Annotated in this window: 22 protein-coding genes; 4 read left to right on the forward strand and 18 right to left on the reverse strand. The window is 36.9% G+C overall.

What is annotated here, in order from left to right:
• Positions 1-32: 32 nt before the first annotated feature.
• A complete protein-coding gene (locus tag AMD00_RS19115; RefSeq protein ID WP_053418624.1) occupies positions 33-395 on the reverse strand; it encodes a HesB/IscA family protein in 363 nt (120 codons plus the stop codon).
• A gap of 144 nt (positions 396-539) precedes the next feature.
• Between AMD00_RS19115 and AMD00_RS19120 the strand changes: the two genes are divergently transcribed.
• The gene (locus AMD00_RS19120; protein ID WP_053418625.1) at positions 540-1,238 is read left to right on the forward strand and encodes a DUF2225 domain-containing protein; all 699 of its coding nucleotides are present in this window, start codon (positions 540-542) and stop codon (positions 1,236-1,238) included.
• A gap of 83 nt (positions 1,239-1,321) precedes the next feature.
• Here the strand turns inward: AMD00_RS19120 and AMD00_RS19125 are convergent, their stop codons facing one another.
• A complete protein-coding gene (locus AMD00_RS19125; protein WP_053418626.1) occupies positions 1,322-1,543 on the reverse strand; it encodes a NifU family protein in 222 nt (73 codons plus the stop codon).
• A 283-nt stretch (positions 1,544-1,826) separates the two neighbouring features.
• On the opposite strand from AMD00_RS19125, the gene AMD00_RS19130 reads away from it, so the two are divergent.
• Positions 1,827-2,159 carry a YuzD family protein gene (locus AMD00_RS19130; RefSeq protein WP_083446309.1) on the forward strand — a complete coding sequence of 111 codons (333 nt, stop codon included), beginning with the start codon at positions 1,827-1,829 and terminating at the stop codon, positions 2,157-2,159.
• 60 nt (positions 2,160-2,219) lie between these two features.
• On the opposite strand, the gene AMD00_RS19135 is transcribed toward AMD00_RS19130, so the two are convergent.
• Positions 2,220-3,287, reverse strand: a complete 1,068-nt coding sequence (locus tag AMD00_RS19135; RefSeq protein WP_053418627.1) for an NAD(P)/FAD-dependent oxidoreductase — start codon at positions 3,285-3,287, stop codon at positions 2,220-2,222.
• 155 nt (positions 3,288-3,442) lie between these two features.
• Between AMD00_RS19135 and AMD00_RS19140 the strand changes: the two genes are divergently transcribed.
• Complete coding sequence (locus AMD00_RS19140) at positions 3,443-3,679, forward strand: YuzB family protein (RefSeq protein WP_053418628.1); 237 nt, start codon at positions 3,443-3,445, stop codon at positions 3,677-3,679.
• A gap of 52 nt (positions 3,680-3,731) precedes the next feature.
• Here AMD00_RS19140 and AMD00_RS19145 read toward each other — a convergent pair whose 3' ends face one another.
• Both AMD00_RS19145 and AMD00_RS19150 read right to left on the reverse strand, forming a co-directional pair.
• Positions 3,732-4,496 carry a TIGR01457 family HAD-type hydrolase gene (locus AMD00_RS19145; RefSeq protein WP_053418629.1) on the reverse strand — a complete coding sequence of 255 codons (765 nt, stop codon included), beginning with the start codon at positions 4,494-4,496 and terminating at the stop codon, positions 3,732-3,734.
• Complete coding sequence (locus tag AMD00_RS19150; RefSeq protein WP_053418630.1) at positions 4,493-4,945, reverse strand: DUF86 domain-containing protein; 453 nt, start codon at positions 4,943-4,945, stop codon at positions 4,493-4,495. Before AMD00_RS19150 ends, AMD00_RS19145 begins: the two co-directional genes overlap by 4 nt.
• 89 nt (positions 4,946-5,034) lie before the next feature.
• Between AMD00_RS19150 and AMD00_RS19155 the strand changes: the two genes are divergently transcribed.
• Positions 5,035-5,301 carry a DUF3055 domain-containing protein gene (locus tag AMD00_RS19155; protein ID WP_053418631.1) on the forward strand — a complete coding sequence of 89 codons (267 nt, stop codon included), beginning with the start codon at positions 5,035-5,037 and terminating at the stop codon, positions 5,299-5,301.
• A gap of 699 nt (positions 5,302-6,000) precedes the next feature.
• Here the strand turns inward: AMD00_RS19155 and AMD00_RS19160 are convergent.
• From AMD00_RS19160 to AMD00_RS19220, 13 genes are all read right to left on the reverse strand, one after another.
• Complete coding sequence (locus AMD00_RS19160) at positions 6,001-6,396, reverse strand: YutD family protein (protein WP_053418632.1); 396 nt, start codon at positions 6,394-6,396, stop codon at positions 6,001-6,003.
• Positions 6,397-6,410: 14 nt separating this feature from the next.
• Entirely contained in the window at positions 6,411-7,346 is a 936-nt protein-coding gene (gene lipA, locus AMD00_RS19165) for a lipoyl synthase (protein ID WP_053418633.1), read from the reverse strand.
• A gap of 174 nt (positions 7,347-7,520) precedes the next feature.
• Positions 7,521-8,285 (reverse strand): sporulation protein YunB, encoded by a 765-nt coding sequence (yunB, locus tag AMD00_RS19170; protein WP_053418634.1) that lies wholly within the window; start codon positions 8,283-8,285, stop codon positions 7,521-7,523.
• Positions 8,286-8,327: 42 nt separating this feature from the next.
• The gene (locus tag AMD00_RS19175; RefSeq protein WP_053418635.1) at positions 8,328-9,431 is read right to left on the reverse strand and encodes an HD-GYP domain-containing protein; all 1,104 of its coding nucleotides are present in this window, start codon (positions 9,429-9,431) and stop codon (positions 8,328-8,330) included.
• Between the two features lie 57 nt (positions 9,432-9,488).
• Positions 9,489-10,877: a bifunctional metallophosphatase/5'-nucleotidase gene (locus tag AMD00_RS19180; RefSeq protein WP_053418636.1), complete on the reverse strand. Its 1,389-nt coding sequence runs from the start codon at positions 10,875-10,877 to the stop codon at positions 9,489-9,491.
• 18 nt (positions 10,878-10,895) lie between these two features.
• On the reverse strand, positions 10,896-11,717 hold the full coding sequence (locus AMD00_RS19185) for a sulfite exporter TauE/SafE family protein (protein WP_053418637.1): 822 nt from the start codon (positions 11,715-11,717) through the stop codon (positions 10,896-10,898).
• Positions 11,718-11,719: 2 nt separating this feature from the next.
• Entirely contained in the window at positions 11,720-12,574 is an 855-nt protein-coding gene (locus tag AMD00_RS19190; protein ID WP_053418638.1) for a DUF72 domain-containing protein, read from the reverse strand.
• A gap of 174 nt (positions 12,575-12,748) precedes the next feature.
• The gene (gene sufB / locus AMD00_RS19195; protein ID WP_038188606.1) at positions 12,749-14,146 is read right to left on the reverse strand and encodes a Fe-S cluster assembly protein SufB; all 1,398 of its coding nucleotides are present in this window, start codon (positions 14,144-14,146) and stop codon (positions 12,749-12,751) included.
• 36 nt (positions 14,147-14,182) lie between these two features.
• A complete protein-coding gene (gene sufU, locus AMD00_RS19200) occupies positions 14,183-14,626 on the reverse strand; it encodes a Fe-S cluster assembly sulfur transfer protein SufU (RefSeq protein ID WP_038188609.1) in 444 nt (147 codons plus the stop codon).
• Positions 14,613-15,845, reverse strand: a complete 1,233-nt coding sequence (locus AMD00_RS19205) for a cysteine desulfurase (protein ID WP_053418639.1) — start codon at positions 15,843-15,845, stop codon at positions 14,613-14,615. Before AMD00_RS19205 ends, sufU begins: the two co-directional genes overlap by 14 nt.
• Positions 15,845-17,152 (reverse strand): Fe-S cluster assembly protein SufD, encoded by a 1,308-nt coding sequence (sufD, locus tag AMD00_RS19210; protein WP_053418640.1) that lies wholly within the window; start codon positions 17,150-17,152, stop codon positions 15,845-15,847. Before sufD ends, AMD00_RS19205 begins: the two co-directional genes overlap by 1 nt.
• A gap of 17 nt (positions 17,153-17,169) precedes the next feature.
• Positions 17,170-17,952: a Fe-S cluster assembly ATPase SufC gene (sufC, locus tag AMD00_RS19215; RefSeq protein WP_053418641.1), complete on the reverse strand. Its 783-nt coding sequence runs from the start codon at positions 17,950-17,952 to the stop codon at positions 17,170-17,172.
• A 390-nt stretch (positions 17,953-18,342) separates the two neighbouring features.
• Positions 18,343-19,821 carry a glutamate synthase subunit beta gene (locus tag AMD00_RS19220; protein WP_053418642.1) on the reverse strand — a complete coding sequence of 493 codons (1,479 nt, stop codon included), beginning with the start codon at positions 19,819-19,821 and terminating at the stop codon, positions 18,343-18,345.
• Between the last annotated feature and the right edge of the window lie 3 nt (positions 19,822-19,824).

Genomic DNA, 19,824 nt, shown 5'->3' on the forward strand with positions numbered 1-19,824 from the left:
GTAATTCATAATCCATTTTTGGAACGGTCACATTAACAGCTTTCAGGAGTACCTTCTGTTTTGGCTGTTCTAAACGAAGTCCCACAACCACATGAAGCGATAGCATTTGGATTATCAATTGTAAATCCGCCACCCATTAATGATTCTTTGTAATCGATTTTAGTTCCTTTTAAGATTGGTGCATCTTCATTGGAAACAAGAATTTGTAAACCATGTTCTTCTTGTATAAAATCATTTTCTGCCTTTTCTTTTTCAAAACCCATACCGTATGACAGACCACTACAGCCGCCACCTTTTACAGCAATGCGTAAAAAAGAGCCTTCTTCTTCATTGTGCTGCATCATTTCTTTTACATGGATAGCAGCAGCTTCAGTAATTTCAATTACTTGCGTCATCTGTGTCACCTTCTTTCATATTTCTATCATAACAATAATTTATGTTGGAGTAAAACATCTCATACTCGAAAAATAGACACATCTAAAGGTCTTTATTCTGGTATAATCGATTCATATATACATATAGGAAATGAGGACTACATTATGGGAATTTCACCTTATTACGAGAAGCAAATAGACTGCATTCATTGTAAAAAGAAATTTAAAACAATTAAAGTGCGCTCAAAATTTATTAAGGTCAGTAATAGTGAAAGTGATTTTCATCCGTTATACGAAAATGATGTTAACCCTCTATTTTATAATGCATTTGTTTGTGAGCACTGCGGGTTTTCTTTCACAGAAGACTTTACAAAGTATTTTGGACCGGGCATATCAGAAGAGATTGATCAAAAAATCAGCTTACATTGGAAAAAACATTCATTTGAAAAAGAACGAACAATAGATGATGCACTGCAAGCATATAAATTAGCACTTGTTTGTGGAAAAATAAAAAAAGAAAAACATATTACATTAGCGGGACTTGCATTAAGAACAGCTTGGCTATATCGTACACTTGAAAACAAAGAGCAAGAACATCGATTTATGCTTATTGCACGAAATCACTATATAGAGGCATTCTCCAATGGCGATCATAACGGTACTTCCATGTCGGAAGTTCGTGTTATATACATAATAGCCGAATTATCAAGAAGATTGGGAGAAAGAGAAGAGGCCATTCGCTACTTCTCTCGTGTTATAGAAAAACAACGTACTTCAAATGAAACAAAGATCATTGAAATGGCCAAGGAACAATGGCAAACCATGAGACATGAAAAGGAAATGGCTGAAAGTACCGAAGCTTAATGATTCCTTTTATTATTTAAACTTATCTATAAAAAAAGAGCCTTCTAAAAGAGGGCTCTTTTTTATCTCTATACGGTTGTTGCTTAGAATACCTGTTCTACCTCAATAATACCTGGAACTTCTTCTAATAACGCGCGCTCAATCCCTGCTTTTAAAGTGATTGTAGAACTTGGGCAGCTTCCGCATGCGCCTAGTAAACGTAATTTTACGATACCATCTTCTATATCAACTAATTCACAGTCTCCTCCATCACGAAGAAGGAATGGGCGTAATTTATCTAAAACTTCTTGTACTTGTTCTTGCATATTCAATCGACTCCTTTCCTTATAATTATTATAATATCAGACGAACACAAAGGAAAGTAATTAAAATGCTCAATTAATGGTATAACAATATTTTAATTAGTATCCACTCCAAAAATACTATTCTACCTTCACCTTTTTTTCTACTGAGCAATTTCGATGTTTAATGATAGATAATCTTTAATAGTTTAATATTGTAAGTGACAATCTTACCGTTTATCTTTATATTTATATGTAAGTACATATGGAAAAATTTTAATATTTTAAACGAGAGGATGAATTGTAAGTGACAAAACAGACAATTGCAATCGAAATATACGGGGCTAGTGTCATGTGTGCAAGCTGTGTTAATGCACCGTCTTCAAAGGATACTTATGAATGGCTACAAGCTGCTATTGATCGCAAATATCCGGAACAACCTTATCAAATCACATATATCGATATAGAAAATCCTATTGAGGATGAACGCCGTAATCAATGGGCAGAACGAGTAAAAGATGATGAGTTTTTCTATCCATTAGTATTAATTAATAATGAAATTATTGGCGAGGGCTACATTCAGTTAAAGCCTGTTTTTAAGGAACTAGAGAAATTAGGCTTTGAACCGATTGATAAATAAATACAATAAAAAGCTGTCTCACTGTATAATGTTTTATCATTGTACGTGAGACAGCTTTTTTTAACCGTTTTGACGTTTGTACATCCACAACAAGCCTGATTTCATCAAGCGAGCAATACGACCTGTTACAGTCTTATCCGCTAAATAAACGAAACCTTGTTTCTTTCCTAAAGAGCCCATAAAGCCTTTTAGCTTAATTTCTGGCATTTTCTCCGGAAGAGCTTCATTTTTCCAACGCAATTTTAAAATACGAACAATATGTTCCGCTTGCTCTTCAGCTAACTGTGCACTTGGACCAAATTGTGAGGCTGCGCAATCTCCAACCACATAGACATGTTCATCATTTGGTATATTCATATATTGTGTTATAACTACTCGACCAGTTCGATCAGATTCTAGACCTAAGTCACGGACTACCTTAACTGGTTGAATACCCGCCGTCCAAACAACTGCATCTACTGGAATTTGTTCTTCATGATTATGTAGCATATGTTGTTCTACTTTTGTAATATTCGAGTTCGCAATAACTTCAACATCATTATTATCGAACCACTTTTTAACATAATTACTTAAACGTTCTGGGAAATCTTTTAGAATACGAGCGCCACGATCAAACAATTTAATTTTAAGATCCGCGCGACTCTCTCGTAATTCACTTGCTAATTCAATACCACTTAATCCTGCACCTACGATTCCTACGACAGAACCAGATGGAAGGCCACAAAGAGCGTTATAAGCTTCACGTGATTTTGCCATTGTTTGGATGCTATACGAAAATTCATCCGCACCAGGTACACCGTGATATTTATCTTCACAACCTAGACCAATCACTAAATCATCATACGCTACACTATTGCCACCTTCTAATAGTACGGCTTTGTTAACTGTATCAATTTTTTCAATTTCGCCATAAACGATCGATAACCGCTCATTTTCAGGGAAACTTACACGAATATGTTTCTCAGGTGTTGTACCTGCAGCTAAAGCATAAAAATCGGTTTTCAAGCTATGGAATGGTGCACGGTCTACTAGAGTGATTTGTACATCTTCTGGTAAATTGTTTGGTAATAAACGCAATAGAATACGCATATTACCGTAGCCACCGCCTAATAAGACTAATTTTCTCATAGTAATCTCCTTCTTCTTACAATATTACATATCGTTTCATTTCAAAACTGTCCACTAAGAGTATAAACGATTGTGAGAAGTTTCACAATATAGACTCGAAAATTGACGAATGAAAAAAAAAATAGTAGCATTTCGAGTAGTGAGGTGAAGCGCACATGAATCCGCTTGTTGAGTTTTGTGTTAGTAATTTAGCAAATGGCTCCCAAGATACATTTGAAGTGCTAGAAATGGATCCGAATATAGATGTTTTAGAATATGGCTGTTTAAGCTATTGTACGAAATGCTCTGATTCTTTATATGCTTTAGTAAATGGCGAAATGGTTGAAGCTGAAACGCCGGAAGAATTAACAAAGAATATCTATCAATTTATTGAAGAGAATCCTTTATTTTAACAAAAAAAGTCGCAAGCTATGTGAATTAACAACATAGTTTGCGACTTTTATTTTACAATTGCCAATCGAGTAAATTATTAATGCAATAAGTTGGTTGGATATCCTTTTTCAATACAGATTCAGTAGGTGTTACTCCAGTATTCACATGTAATGTATCTATACCAAAGCCGATACCTGCTAATATATCCGTATCATAATTATCACCAATCATAAGCATATCCTCTTTTTCAAACCCATTCAATTGCTGTAAAATTGCTAGCATATGAGGATGTGGTTTTCCGATATACGTAGGTTCCACACCTGTCACATTATGAATTAGCTCCGCAATCGATCCATTTCCTGGTGCAAAGCCTTTTTCACTTGGAAATTTAATATCACCATTTGTCGCTATAAAATCTGCACCATTTTGTATAGCATAGCAAGCATTTTCTATTTTAGAATAATTTAATTCCAGATCAATACCTTGCACTAATACATCCGGTTGTTCAGAAGTGAACGTTATATTTTCAGCAAGTAGAGCTTCTCTTAAGCCATCTCCACCAATCATTTGCACTGTAGCATTTGGATAATGATTGCTGATATATTTTGCAGTTGCAATAGCTGAAGTTAAAATATGTGCTTCAGGTGCACATATCCCCATTTTCAGTAGTTTCTGCTGTACTTGTTTTTGCGTCATACGTGCATTATTAGTGATATAGAAAGGTTCTATGCCTTTCTTTTGTAATGCATGAATAAAAGCTACCGCAGAAGGAATAGGCTCAGTTCCCTTATACACAGTCCCATCTAAATCGAAACAATAGGCTTTGTACGCTTTCATTTTTGTACCTCTGGAATGAATGCAGATACTGGACCTAGCTCATTCACTAAATAATGCTCTACTTTTGGTGCAAATGCTTTAATGGCATCCATATTATTATTTAATACAACTACTAACTCTTCATCATTTACTTCTAAAATATCACGCACAAGTGCACGTCGTAAGCCAATTAACTCTTTTAATGGTTGATCCATTTCAACTGTAATGACTTTTTCATCGACTAAAATATCAATTATATCTTCATAACTTCCAGGATCACGCATAATAAAACCATCAATCATGGAATTACCCACATCAATTATCGCTTCGATTAATGTATTCGCAATACGCTCCAAAGCCAATTTACGGATATCATCTGATAACCAGTCTTTTTGGCCTTCAAAAACCACTATTAATGAATTCATATATTCAAGATTTTTTATTATTTTTTTACGATCAACGAAATACAAAGTACTTCCTCCATTCAAATTATAAAAGTTGATAGTCTACTCCTTTCTATAGTACCATATCTTTAGAATCGGAAGGAGTTGCACACGCAATGGAAAGATTTTTCTTATACGACGATGTCGAAGATACAAAGACTCGTTTCGTTAGCTTCACAGGCGAATCGCAACGCTATGATTTAGCTATTTTACAAAGCGGACGCTTTTTTGGAAAAGTGCTCGTTTTAGATATGCAACTCGGCCGCTTTGCTATTCTCGGCTCAGACGACCTAGAAGAACCAGGATACTTAGAACAAGTATATAACCGTCCCGAAGACGAAGCACAAGAACTACGAGAATACCTACATGAATTGATTGGGTAATCCTAAATGCTGAAGCGGCAGTTCAGCCCCCGACAAGCACTGGAAGGCTCGAATCAAAAGCATCACTTCAGCTTTTGACCGAGAGAACGGAAACGACCTCGAGCCGTTAGCGCCTGAAGCTGGATATCTTACTTAATGCTGAAGCGGCCCGATTCAAGGAAGATAGCCTAAGAACACCACGTCCTGTGGCAACGGCTATCTGACCCACATCCTGCGGGCCTCCGACAAGCACTGGAAGGCTCGAATCAAAAGCATCACTTCAGCTTTTGACCGAGAGACTGAAGTGACCTCGAGGGGCTGGCCGCTGAAGCTGGATATCTAACTTTAGGAAGGCAACCTAAGTTCGCGACGTCCTGTCGCAACGGTTGCATGACTAACATCCTGTTAGCCCAAGGCGCTCGTTCAGACTCGACAGGCGTTGGAGGGCTCGAACACAAGACGCTTTTGGTCTTGTGCCGAGAGACCGAAACGTCCCGAGAGTCTAGCGCCTGAAGCTGGATAAACCTTAATGCTGAAGCGGCCCGTTCAGCCCTGACAAGCACTGGAAGGCACGAATCAAAGGCGCTTTTTGCCTTTGACCGAGAGACTGAAGTGACCTCGAAGGGCTGGCCGCTGAAGCTGGATAAAACCCCTTACCTCATCACTCTAACTTAACCATTTAAAATCAAAAAGATACTAAAAAAACATCGATTCCGGCTTTTACAGCTCGGAATCGATGTTTTTTTGTTCTTCGTTATATGTTTCAGTGAAAATGATCTCAGGCTCATCTAATGTTTCAGATTCTACCTCTTCAATCACTGCTTCTTTTACAGGAATCGGCGCTTTACCCGTTTTCTTTAGTACAAAATAAGCACATCCAAAATTACAATATTCGTATAAATAATCTTGTAATGTACTTATTTTCGTATCGAAAGAAGCCTTTTGATTTTTGTCATCAAAAAAGCCTTTTAAACGTAATTGGCCATAGCCCCAATCACCAACAATATAGTCATACTTCGTTAGAATATCGCTAAATCGCCCAAGAAAAGCCTCTTCTTGGAAACCCTCTCGATAGTCTGTTAATATATCATACGCCATTCGTTCTGCAATGACCATGTTACCACCATCCGTTAGTTATTCGTGATAGCGCTTTTTTCTTCGCCAAGCAGTTGTTTTTGTTTCGCTGCGGCATTTACTTGTTCATCGGCATGATAACTACTACGCACCAGTGGACCAGCTTCACAATGAGAGAATCCTTTACTCATCGCAATTTTACGCAGTTTACCGAATTCTAATGGTGAATAATATTTTTTCACAGGTAAATGTTTTTTTGACGGTTGTAAATATTGACCTATCGTCATTATATCTACATTATTTGCGCGTAAATCGTCCATTACTTCAATAATTTCTTCTTCTGTTTCTCCAAGTCCCACCATCAATGATGACTTTGTCGGAATCTCAGGTTGCATTTCTTTTGCACGGCGTAAAAACTCTAATGAGCGATCGTATTTAGCACGAGCGCGAACTCTTGGTGTTAAGCGTTTAACTGTCTCGATATTATGGTTTAAAATATCAGGTTTCGTATCCATTAATATACGTAAATTTTCTTCAATCCCACCCATATCTGAAGGTAATACCTCAATCGATGTGAATGGGTTTTTTCGACGAATTGCACGAACAGTTTCCGCAAAAACTTCTGCTCCTCCGTCTTTTAAGTCATCACGTGCTACTGCAGTTACAACGACATGCTTTAAGTTCATAATTTCAACTGAATCTGCTACGCGTTCTGGTTCTGCTGTATCTAATTCATTTGGAAGACCTGTTTTTACTGCACAGAAGCGACATGCGCGTGTACATACAGCTCCTAATATCATAAATGTCGCTGTACGTCTTTCACCCCAGCATTCATGAATATTTGGGCATCTGGCTTCCTCACAAACTGTATGTAAGTTCTTTTCTCGCATCAGTTTCTTTAGGCCTTTATAGTCGTCGTTAGTATTTAGTTTAATTTTTAGCCAATCCGGTTTTCTTATATGTTCTTCTTTAGTTGGTTTACATGATGTCATTGAAGATTCGTCTCCCATCATAAGGCTTATTTATATATTGTAGTACTTTTGTCAATGTAACATAATAAATAGTTTCAAACAACCTTCGATTACTAATATTGTCAAAATATTTTGCTATACCTGCATTACGTGAATATTAATTTAAATGAAATAAAAAGGGAAATTAAATACCTCTTATTGTATTTTTATTGGTACCTCAACTGATGGTTGCGTACCTCCACCTGTCGTATAAATATTAGGAACTGTCCCTTTAAGCATACCAATAGCCACTGGAATTCTTTGCTCTACAGTGGTTGATTTACTCGCAAACGGAACGATGACTTGAACATTTACTGATAAGTGAATTTGAACTTTCACGAGTGCATTATTAATACCAAATTCCTGAATATCTGTTTCTACATTTGTATTTATTTTGCCTATAACATGAAAACGAATAGGGATTTTAGGGCCTAAATTCCCTAACAATGGCAAATTAGTTGCCTGGCCAAGTGGAACAAAAAAGACAACTCCACCATCTTCTTGCATTGCATTGGCATCATATTCAATATCATCGTATTTCGGCAATTTACTTAAATTCCCTGATTCAGCATCTTCAAGGTGTTCTTGTACTAGTGTATACGTTTCCGCCATAACACGATTAATAATTTCTGAATTAAACTTTGTCATTTTAGTATCTTCGCCTGGTACTTCTTCTATTATATCATTGACATCAAGGACATTCGCAGTTCTAGAGTTTATAGCCTTACTAATAACTTCAGATGCTATTCTATTCGTTTGGGTTTCAGCATATCGCAAATATGTTGGCATCAGTCTTATATTCACTAAGTAAAATAGGAGAACAATCATCACAAAAAAACTTATTATAAAAAGTGGTAATAATCGAGAGCGTTTTTGTCGTTTTTGCACTAACAATCTACGTCTATGTTTTGGTAAACGCAAAAAAATTCCCCCTAATCATAGGCTATGACTAAGGGGGATTATTTATTCATTATGTACGAGGTATTCCACCTCAACCTGATGGATGTAAGCAGCTGGTTCATCTTCCAAACAACATTCATATGTTGCTGGCAATATTTCACCATCCTCTTCAAAAATACGAATCCAAGGTTTATCTGTAGATTTATGATTTTGCTTTGAGACAATTCCTCGTCGACCATCAGATAGTAAAACGACAGTTCCATTCGGATATATGGCGATACATTTTTGAAATGCTTTTACAACCTTCTCATCGTATAAAGTACCGATACCTTGCTTAATTATTTCCATCCCATGCGATGGCAACATTTTCTTTCGATATACGCGATTAGAAGTCACTGCATCAAATACATCGGCAACAGCAATAATTTTAGCATATGGGTGAATTTCAAAATCAATCAACCCACGTGGATACCCGCTACCATCAAGTCTTTCATGATGTTGGAATGCACAATGTGCTGATAATAAAGAAATAGTATGTAAGTTTCTTAATAAGTCAAAGCCATACTTTGCATGAAGTTTCATTGTATCGTATTCTTCATTTGTTAAGCGCCCAGGCTTATTTAAAATCTCAAGTGGGATTAGCATCTTACCAACATCATGTAACATGGCACCAATCCCAATTTGGCGTATTTCATCTGATGTATATTTCATCTCTCTAGCAATCGCAATAGAATAGATTGCCACTTGCAATGAGTGTTGATAGATATATTCATCATATATAAATGCATCACTCAAAACTGTAATCATTTCTTCACTATTTACAATACTTTCAAGTAACTGCTCTATAATACATCCAAAATGTTTGGACTGTTGATCTAAACAATAGGTTAAATCTGCATTTTTTTGGTTTTTTAACATTTTGAAGGATTCTGTAATTTTATCAACAGCTTTTCTTCTTATGTGTAAAGGCACAGCTTCAACTATATTAATATCATGAGAAATTTCATCGTTAATATATACATATTGAACATTTAATTGTAAAAGTCGGCCGGCTATTTGATTTGATGCTACGACCCCTTCATGTAGTAAAGGTCTTCCAGCCTCATTCCAAATTGTTCTGCCGATCACCATTCCAGGTTGCAACACTTTAGTTGAAATCAGCCTCATACTATTTCCCCATTCATAAACATAATCTATTCTCTATATATTGACTCATATAAAACTTTAATCAGGTCTTTCTGAATTTTCCCCTTTGAAAAATTCAAGTCCATACAGAATTAGAATATCACGTAAAAATTGAGGTAACAAGTATGTTTTTGGTGTATTTTTGAAATCGGGAAAGAAATAACCAAAAGTATACATATCTAAAGTCACAAGCTTGTAACTTTTCTCCAGTTCCGCTATATGTCCCCCTATTACTAACTGCCCCATATCGTCCACTTCAAATTGATAGTTTAGCATCTTACCCATCACTACACCTCTAAACCCTAAGCCCTTCACTTCTCTTCTTGGCCAATCTACATTTTGTGCTTCTATATAAACTTCTTTTAAACGCTCACCTGTAAGCTCTATTACACAAGCGTTGATTGGGTGTGGTAGCATACTGTGTATATCATTAGCTGTCACTCTGCCTTTTGGAAGCCCACTTAAGAAAATCCCTGCATTAAACAAAGCACAATCAGCATTTGAGAATTGTAATAACGCTTTGGCAAATAGTCGTGATAGATTTGAATGATGGTACCACTCCTTATTATAATACCGGTCTGTATAAAATACAGGGACATCAAGTAGCTCACGCCCCCGTTGTTCAAGACCTACTACTATCTCTTTCTCCTTGTCTACAGATGCAAGATCTATAGTTCTATGAAGCATCGTTTTTTTCTTCACAACTTTTTTTGTATCCGTATCAAATAGTATTTCAGTATGCCCTACAAATAAACCGAATTTTCCTCCACCAGTTAACAGCACCTCATTCACTATTTTACCTTCATGCAAAATATGATGCGTATGGGCTCCGAAAATAACATCAATTTCAGGGCACAGTTCTGCTAATAAAGTATCGTCAGATAAACCTAGATGTGACATACAAACAAGCACATCCACTCGATCACGTAGTTCATCTACTTGTTTTTTCAATACTGCAAGTGGCTCTAATACTTGCCATTCAAGTTGCTCATAAAACATATAAAAAGGTGCTGTAGCTGCAATAATTCCTACTCTTACACCTGTTGTTGTGTTATAAATCTGATATGATTTTGCCCAATGAGGCAAGTCACCATCATTATTGTGCAAATTTGCTACTAAGACATCGAATTTCGCATCTTTATATAACATATTCAATTCGCTATTCGATAATGTAATACCTTCATTATTACCAATCGTTACAGCATCATAATTTGCATCATTTAATAATTCCACGTTCCCTTTACCCAACGTCGCCTCAGTATAAACATTCGAACGATCCATAAAGTCCCCTATATCAAGAACAAAGCAACTATCACCTGCATCTATATGCCACTTCTTTCGTGTCATAAGAAATTCATGAGTTCGAGGCCAATGTTCAAAATGGCTATGGACATCATTTGTATGATAAAAATGGATTGTTTCTAGCATAATATCCCCTCTTTACATTCAGATTAGTCCATCTATGATTGAACGAATTCCGAGAAGTAATAAAATTATTCGTAAAAAGAGCACTAATGTATCTGATTTAATACGCTTATTAAGTGCTGCTCCAAATTTCGCCCCTATATAAGCCCCTGGAATGACAGGAATCGTATACAACCAGGGAACGTTTCCTAAATAAATATGGCTAGCTGAGTTAACGATAGATGATAAAAACACCATGAACATGGATGTTGCCACAGCCACATGGGGAGGGAATAAAAATAATAATATCATTGCAGGAACAATCATTGATCCTCCACCAATTCCAAATAACCCTGAAGCAAAGCCAATTGCAAAAGTTAATAACAATGCAAACCAAATAGGATAGCCATAAACAAAACTTTTACCTTCTTGGTCGACAAAAGTTCGCTTCTGCCCATTTTCAACAAACCATTTAACTGGTTTCAATTTATCTTTCACAATTAAAATTGTCGCTAATATAATTAATAAAATACCAAAATATAAATTGAATGATGGCAAATCTAATCCTTTATTCGCCCAAGCACCAAAAATCGTCCCAGGTACACTCCCAGCAAAGAAAATTACGCCACTTTTATAGTCAACTGTTTTCGATTTCATATAAGATAATGTAGATGCTAATCCAGTGAAAATCATCATAACTACAGATAGACCTACTACTTTTTGTGGTGTTATATCCGGGATTAAACCGAGTGTGAGCCCTACGAAAAGTGTTGCTGGTACTAATATCACACCCCCGCCTAAACCTACTAAAGCGCCAATTAACCCTGAACATAACCCAATTACAGCAATTAAAATATATTCCATTACTATTCTCCTTCAAAAAAATCTAATTGTTTCGGAGATAATCCTTCATATTGTACGCCCAGCATTTTTTGTAGTTGTTTTGCATTTTTTGCCGCATCATTTCCTGAATTATTATTAAACAACACAAACACATCTTTTGCCTGCTGTTGTAACGCTACAATATGTTTTTGTAATCCCTTTAATTCTTCTTCATTATAGTTATACAAGAAACGAATTTTACGCCATTCTTCATTATTTCCTGGATTGCGCCAACCATGCACATTACGACCATGAATCCGAACAAGGACACGTTCATTTGTCGCTTTTGGTACTAGTGGAACTGAACCTTCTCCTGCCTGTGGCTCATCACAAACTGTATGTATTAGACCCTCTTGACGTAAGAAATTCAAAGTACCATCCATGAATTTTTCGCTATACCAAGTGCGATTTCGAAACTCAATCGCTACAGGAAAATTCTTTAATTGTTGCTTCACATAGCGAATATAAGTAACATTTTTTGTTTGACAGTCAAACCAAGGCGGAAACTGTACTAAAATCATAGCAAGCTTTCCTGCTTGTTGAAAAGGTATAATCGCGTCTTTAAATGCCTCAAACATATCTTCCTTAGTTTCATAAGGATTATCCTGCCTCAAATGACCTGTCATGCCTTGATAAGCTTTTACAACAAACTGAAAATGATCCGGTACTTCTGCAATCCACTTTCTCACATTAGTTTCAGACGGAATAGAATAAAATGACGTATCTACTTCAACAACAGGAAAGTGTCCACTGTAATCAAATAACTTATCACGAGCTGTAGACAACGGACTATATAGATCTGGATGATCTCCCCATCCAGTTAAACCAATATGTATCATCTCATATCCCCTCATTAACAGACGTTTAGTTTATGATAGCATAACATTCTACTGTGTTAGAACAGATTCACTCTTACCTTCTTGTGCAATAATCATTCTAATTGTATGAAAAAAAGCTTCGGCATCAATTTGAAAATCCAAATTGAGTTACCGAAGCTTAAAAGTTAGCTCTGATTAACCGATAGAGCCTTCCATTTCGAACTTGATAAGTCTATTCATTTCTACTGCATATTCCATTGGAAGTTCCTTAGTGAACGGCTCAATGAAGCCCATTACGATCATTTCTGTAGCTTCTTGCTCAGAAACACCACGACTCATTAAGTAGAATAATTGCTCTTCAGATACTTTTGAAACTTTTGCTTCATGCTCTAAAGAGATTTGATCATTCATTACTTCGTTGTATGGAATTGTATCAGAAGTCGATTCGTTATCCATGATTAATGTATCACATTCGATATTTGCACGAGCGTTGATTGCTTTTTTACCAAAACGTACAATACCGCGATATGTTACGTTACCACCATGTTTAGAAATAGATTTAGATACGATTGTAGAAGATGTGTTTGGTGCTAAGTGAATCATTTTCGCACCAGTATCTTGGTTTTGTCCGCGACCTGCAATGGCAATTGATAATGTCATACCACGAGCACCTTCACCTTTAAGGATACATGCTGGGTATTTCATTGTTAATTTAGAACCGATGTTACCATCAATCCATTCCATTGTAGCATTAGCATCACATACCGCACGTTTCGTTACTAGGTTATAAACATTGTTAGCCCAGTTTTGAATCGTCGTATAACGGCAATATGCGTCTTTTTTGATGATGATTTCTACAACAGCACTGTGTAGAGAGCTTGTTGTATAAACTGGAGCTGTACATCCTTCAACATAGTGTACACTTGCACCTTCATCAACAATAATCAATGTACGTTCGAATTGACCCATGTTTTCAGAGTTAATACGGAAGTACGCTTGTAGAGGTGTTTCAAGTTTCACACCTTTTGGTACATAGATGAACGAACCACCAGACCATACTGCTGAGTTTAATGCAGAGAATTTGTTGTCTTGTGGTGGAATTGTTTTACCGAAGTACTCTCTGAAAAGTTCTTCGTTTTCTCGAAGTGCTGAGTCTGTGTCTTTAAACACAACGCCCATGTCTTCAAGTTCTTCCTTCATGTTATGGTAAACAACTTCAGATTCATATTGTGCAGAAACACCTGCAAGGTATTTTTGTTCTGCTTCAGGAATACCAAGCTTATCAAATGTTTCTTTGATTTCAGCTGGTACTTCATCCCAAGATTTTTGAGTTGCTTCTGAAGGTTTTACATAATACGTAATCTCATCGAAGTTTAACTCAGAAAGATCGCCACCCCATTGAGGCATTGGTTTTTCATAGAAAATCTCAAGTGATTTTAGACGGAAATCTAACATCCATTGAGGCTCGTTTTTCATTTTAGAAATTTCTTTAACGATATCAGCAGTTAATCCACGTTTTGAACGGAAAATAGATACGTCCTTGTCATGGAATCCATACTTGTAATCGCCAATTTCAGGCATTTTTTTAGCCATCGTTTCTCCTCCGTTCAGAGTTCATTAATAAATTATTTACTTATTTTCAGATTCGTTTTGTACGCCTTTTTCCATCGCTTTCCAAGCTAAAGTTGCACATTTAATACGAGCTGGGAATTTAGAAACACCTGAAAGTGCTTCTACATCACCTAAATCGATTGAATCGTCATATTCTTTTCCAAGCATCATATCAGAGAAAATATGTGCAAGGTTTTGAGCTTCCTCAACTGTTTTCCCTTTGACTGTTTGAGTCATCATGGAAGCAGAAGACATTGAGATGGAACAACCTTCTCCATCAAATTTAGCATCCTCAACGATGCCATTATTTACTTGTAAAGTTAAACGGATACGGTCGCCACAAGTAGGGTTGTTCATATCGATAGTGACATTACTACCTTCTAGAGCCCCTTTGTTTCTTGGCTTTTTATAGTGATCCATAATAACTGAACGGTAAAGTTGATCTAAATTATTCAAAGACATCAGCAAAATACTCCTTCGCAGTGCGCAACCCTGCAACAAGACGGTCAATATCTTCCTCATTGTTATAAATATAGAAGCTAGCACGTGCAGTTGCAGTACATTGTAACCATTTCATCAGAGGCTGTGCACAATGATGTCCAGCACGTACAGCAATACCATTCATATCTAGAACAGTTGCTACATCATGTGGATGTACATCATCTAAATTAAATGTTACAAGACCTGAACGTTTTGCAGGATCTTGTGGCCCATAAATTGATAAACCTTTAATTGTTTGCATATGGTCAATAGCATAACGCGATAAATCATGTTCGTGTTTTTCAATCGTGTCCATGCCGATTTCTTGAAGGAAATCAATAGCCGCACCTAATCCAATAGCTCCAGCAATGATTGGAGTACCACCTTCAAATTTCCAAGGTAGCTCCTTCCATGTAGATTCATGAAGACCTACAAAATCGATCATTTCGCCACCAAATTCAACTGGCTCCATGTTTTCGAGAAGCGCTTTTTTACCATATAATACACCAATACCAGTTGGCCCGCACATTTTGTGCCCAGAGAATGCTAAGAAATCACAATCTAAATCTTGCACATCTGTTTTAAAATGCGGTACACCTTGTGCCCCATCAACGACCATTACAGCACCATGCTCATGAGCAATTGCAGTAATCTCTTTGATTGGGTTGATCGTACCTAAGACATTTGAAGCGTATGCCATTGAGACAATTTTTGTTTTGTCAGTAATTGTTGCACGCACTTTTTCTAATGATAAAGTACCATCAGACTCTAAATCGATATATTTTAATGTCGCACCTTTTTCCTTAGCAAGTTGTTGCCAAGGGATTAAGTTAGAATGGTGTTCCATATAAGTGATGACGATTTCATCGCCTTCACCTACATGTGTACGACCATAACTTTGTGCAACTATATTTAATGCAGTTGTAGTACCTCTTGTGAAGATGATTTCTTCAGTCGAGTTTGCATTGATAAATTTACGAATTTTTTCACGAGCACCTTCATAAGAATCTGTTGCTCTGTTCCCAAGTGTATGAACACCACGGTGGACATTTGAATTTTCAAATTCGTAATAATTTTTGATTGCTTCAATTACTTGAATCGGCTTTTGAGAAGTTGCAGCACTATCAAGATAAACAAGCGGGTGCCCGTTAATTTCTTGATTTAATATCGGGAAATAGCTTCGAATGTCATCTTTGATCATTAGCGAACTTTCCTTTCGATAACCTCCGTCAGTTGCTTTTTAACACCCTCGATAGGCAATTTGTTTACAACTGGCGCAAGGAATCCGTGAATAACTAAACGTTCAGCTTCTTTTTTCGCAATACCGCGACTCATTAAGTAATACAATTGAATTGGGTCAACGCGTCCAACAGAAGCTGCGTGTCCAGCAGTTACATCGTCTTCTTCGATTAATAGAATTGGGTTAGCGTCACCACGAGCATCCTCGCTAAACATTAACACACGTGATTCTTGAACGGCATCTGCTTTAGTAGCGCCGTGTTCGATTTTGCCAATGCCATTGAAAATAGCACGAGAAGAATCTTTCATAACACCGTGTGTAAGGATGTAACCAGTAGATGCTTTACCCCAATGACGAACTTCAGTTGTGAAGTTTTGACTTTGATTTCCGCGACCAACAACTACTGATTTACTATCAGCATTTGACCCGTCACCGATTAAATGTGAAATATTTTCTGAGATTGTATCGCAGTCATTCATTAAGCCTGCAGCCCATTCAATAGTTGCATCACGGTGTAAAATACCGCGACGGTTAACATAAGTTGTTAAACCTTTAGCAAGTACATCTACCGCTCCGAAAATCACTTTTGCATTATCATTTACGATAACTTCTGCAATAATGTTTGCTTGTCCAGCAGCTTCGTCAACAGTAGAAAGATAATTTTCCACATATGTAACTGAACTGTTTGCTTCAGCAACAATTAATACATGATTGAATAATGAAGCCTCTGCATTGTCATGTAAGAACACAACTTGAAGAGGTTCTTCAATGATGACGTTTTTTGGAACATAAACGAAGACACCACCGTTTAGCAATGCAGCATGTAATGCAGCTAATTTGTGAGCATCAGCTTTTACGCCTTCTGTCATATAATATTTTTTCACTAGGTCACTATGTTCGCGACTTGCAGTGATAATATCAGTCATAATAACACCTTGTGCTTTTAGCTCTTCTGATAGCTCCAAATATGCAGGTGTATTATTGTGTTGGATATAGATGTTATGTTGGTTTTCAACATCTACAATTGACTTCACTTCTTCAGGAAGTTCATCTAGTGATGCATATGTTGTACTTTCTACAACATGTGCTGGGAATTCTGTGAAATTCCATTTTGTAATATTAGTTTTATCTGGTTTTGGCAATGGTAGCGTTTCTACGTTCGCTAGTGCACTTTCACGAAGCTCAGTTAACCAGCTTGGTTCATTGTTCGCTTCAGAGAAGGAGCGTACGTCTTGAGCGGTTACCGCCAATTTTGTTTCAACCGTCATTCTGCTCGTCCCCCTTCTTATGCTTCTTGTTCAGCAGTTTCTTCGTCTTCAATGCCTAATTCTTGTTTAATCCAGTCATAACCTTCAGCTTCAAGTTTATGAGCTAATTCAGCTCCACCAGATTTTACAACTTTACCTTGCATCATAACGTGTACTTTATCTGGAGTGATGTAGTTAAGTAGACGTTGGTAGTGAGTGATCATTAAGCAGCCAAAGCCTTCGCCGCGCATTTCGTTGATTCCTTTAGAAACAACTTTTAATGCATCAATATCAAGACCAGAGTCAATTTCATCTAAAATAGCAAATTTAGGTTTGATCATCATTAATTGTAGAATTTCATTACGTTTTTTCTCACCGCCAGAGAAACCTTCGTTTAAGTAGCGTTGAGCCATATCTAAATCCATTTCAAGGAATTCCATTTTTTTATCTAATTCACGGATGAATTTCATCAGTGAAATTTCGTCACCTTCTTCACGACGTGCGTTAATAGCAGAACGTAAGAAGTCAGCGTTTGTTACACCAGAAATTTCTGATGGGTATTGCATACCAAGGAAAAGACCTGCTTTAGCGCGTTCGTCTACTTCCATTTCAAGTACGTCTTCACCATCTAGCATGATTGAACCTGAAGTTACTTCATATTTTGGGTGACCCATAATAGCAGAAGCTAAAGTAGATTTACCCGTACCGTTTGGACCCATGATTGCATGGATTTCGTTTGTATTAAGTGTTAAATTTACACCCTTTAAAATCTCTTTTCCGTCAATTTCGACATGAAGATCTGTGATTACTAATGTTGACATTTCATTACCTCCATTTAAAGTTCAATGAATGGTTTCCCATTTCTAATTTAATATCATTCTAATCTTAACTTAAAAAGAAGTGGCTTGCAAATCTTTTGAAAATTATTCTCACTTCCCCTTTAAACAGTAGATGTCCACTAGCTTTATATCAAGTATTCTAGCAATTCTTTGCTATTTCTAAAAAATCAATTCATTTTCAATACAGATACTCTAATTGAGAATCGATTTCACTCTCAGTATAGTGATAACCTTAGTTTTCTGTGAATTTATGTTTTTTTAATATTTTCATTCGACACATATTATTGTTTACTGACTAATTTTAATCCGATACATCGCTATTTTTCGCATAAAAAAAAGCCTGCTGAACAGGCTTTTTTGGACATTCTCAAATTATAAAGCGGCGTATTCTGTTAAAAATGCATTAACACTTTCTGCTACACCACGACCTTCTTTAATCGCCCATACAATTAGACTTTGCCCTTTACGTGCATCACCTGCGGTAAAAACACCATCTACATTAGTAGCATATTTTTTCCCGACTGACGCAATTTTGTTATTCGTTACTTTAACACCAAATTGTTCTGGCAAAGCGTGCTCCACACCTTCAAAACCGATTGCAACGAACACATGTTGTGCGGGCCATACCTTCTCAGTACCAGGTACTTCTTCAAAATAAGCGTAACCTTCATCATTAATAACTTTATTCATTTGGATTGTGTGTAATTCTTTCACATGACCTTTTTTATCCGCCACAATTTTCTTTGTTTGGATGCAATATTCTCTCGGGTCTTTACCATACTTTTCATCCGTTTCAGCATAGGCATAATCTAATTTATAAATATGAGGATCCGTTGGCCATAAATTATCGGCAGCACGATTGACCGGCAACTGAGGATGTTTACCGAATTGTACGACGCTATTGCAATTTTGACGAATTGCTGTAGCTACACAGTCAGCCCCGGTATCACCACCTCCAATAACAATGACATCCTTACCTTTTGTATTTATATATTTACCATCTGCAAAATTAGAATCTAGTAAACTCTTAGATGTTGAAGTTAAATAGTCCATTGCTAAATGAACCCCTTCTGAATCGCTTCCTTCCATATGAAGAGCACGTTGTTTAGTTGCACCAGTACACAAGATGATTGCGTCATATTCGGCCTTTAACTGTTCGGCCGTAATATCCTTACCTACTTCTGTATTTAAGACAAACTCTATGCCTTCTTCCATTAATAATTGAATTCGGCGTTCTACAACGTCTTTTTCGAGTTTCATATTCGGAATTCCGTACATAAGCAAGCCACCCGCTCGGTCAGCTCGCTCGTAAATAGTAACCGAGTGCCCTGATTGGTTTAATTGATCCGCTGCAGCAAGTCCTGCTGGTCCTGAACCAATGATTGCAATTTTTTTACCAGTACGCAGTTTAGGCATACGTGGTTGAATCCAGCCATTTTCGAATCCTTTATCTATAATAGTACGTTCAATGCTTTTAATTGCAACTGCAGGGTCTGTAATTGCTAATGTACAAGAACCTTCACAAGGTGCTGGGCAAATACGCCCTGTGAATTCCGGGAAGTTATTTGTAAGCAATAAACGTTCTAACGCTTCCTTCCATTTACCTTTGTACACTAAGTCATTCCACTCGGGGATGACATTATTAATCGGACAACCTGCAGCCGTACCGCGAATCTCAATTCCCATATGACAAAAAGGTGTCCCACAATCCATACATCTAGCACCTTGGATTTGAAGAGCTTCATCGGTTAATCTTGAAGCATATTCTTTCCAATTCTTAATGCGCTCTAGTGGTGGTTGTTCTTTTGCTTTTTCTCGACTATATTCCATAAACCCAGTTGGTTTCCCCATCTA

This window comes from Viridibacillus arvi (assembly GCF_001274945.1).
GTDB lineage: Bacteria > Bacillota > Bacilli > Bacillales_A > Planococcaceae > Viridibacillus > Viridibacillus arvi.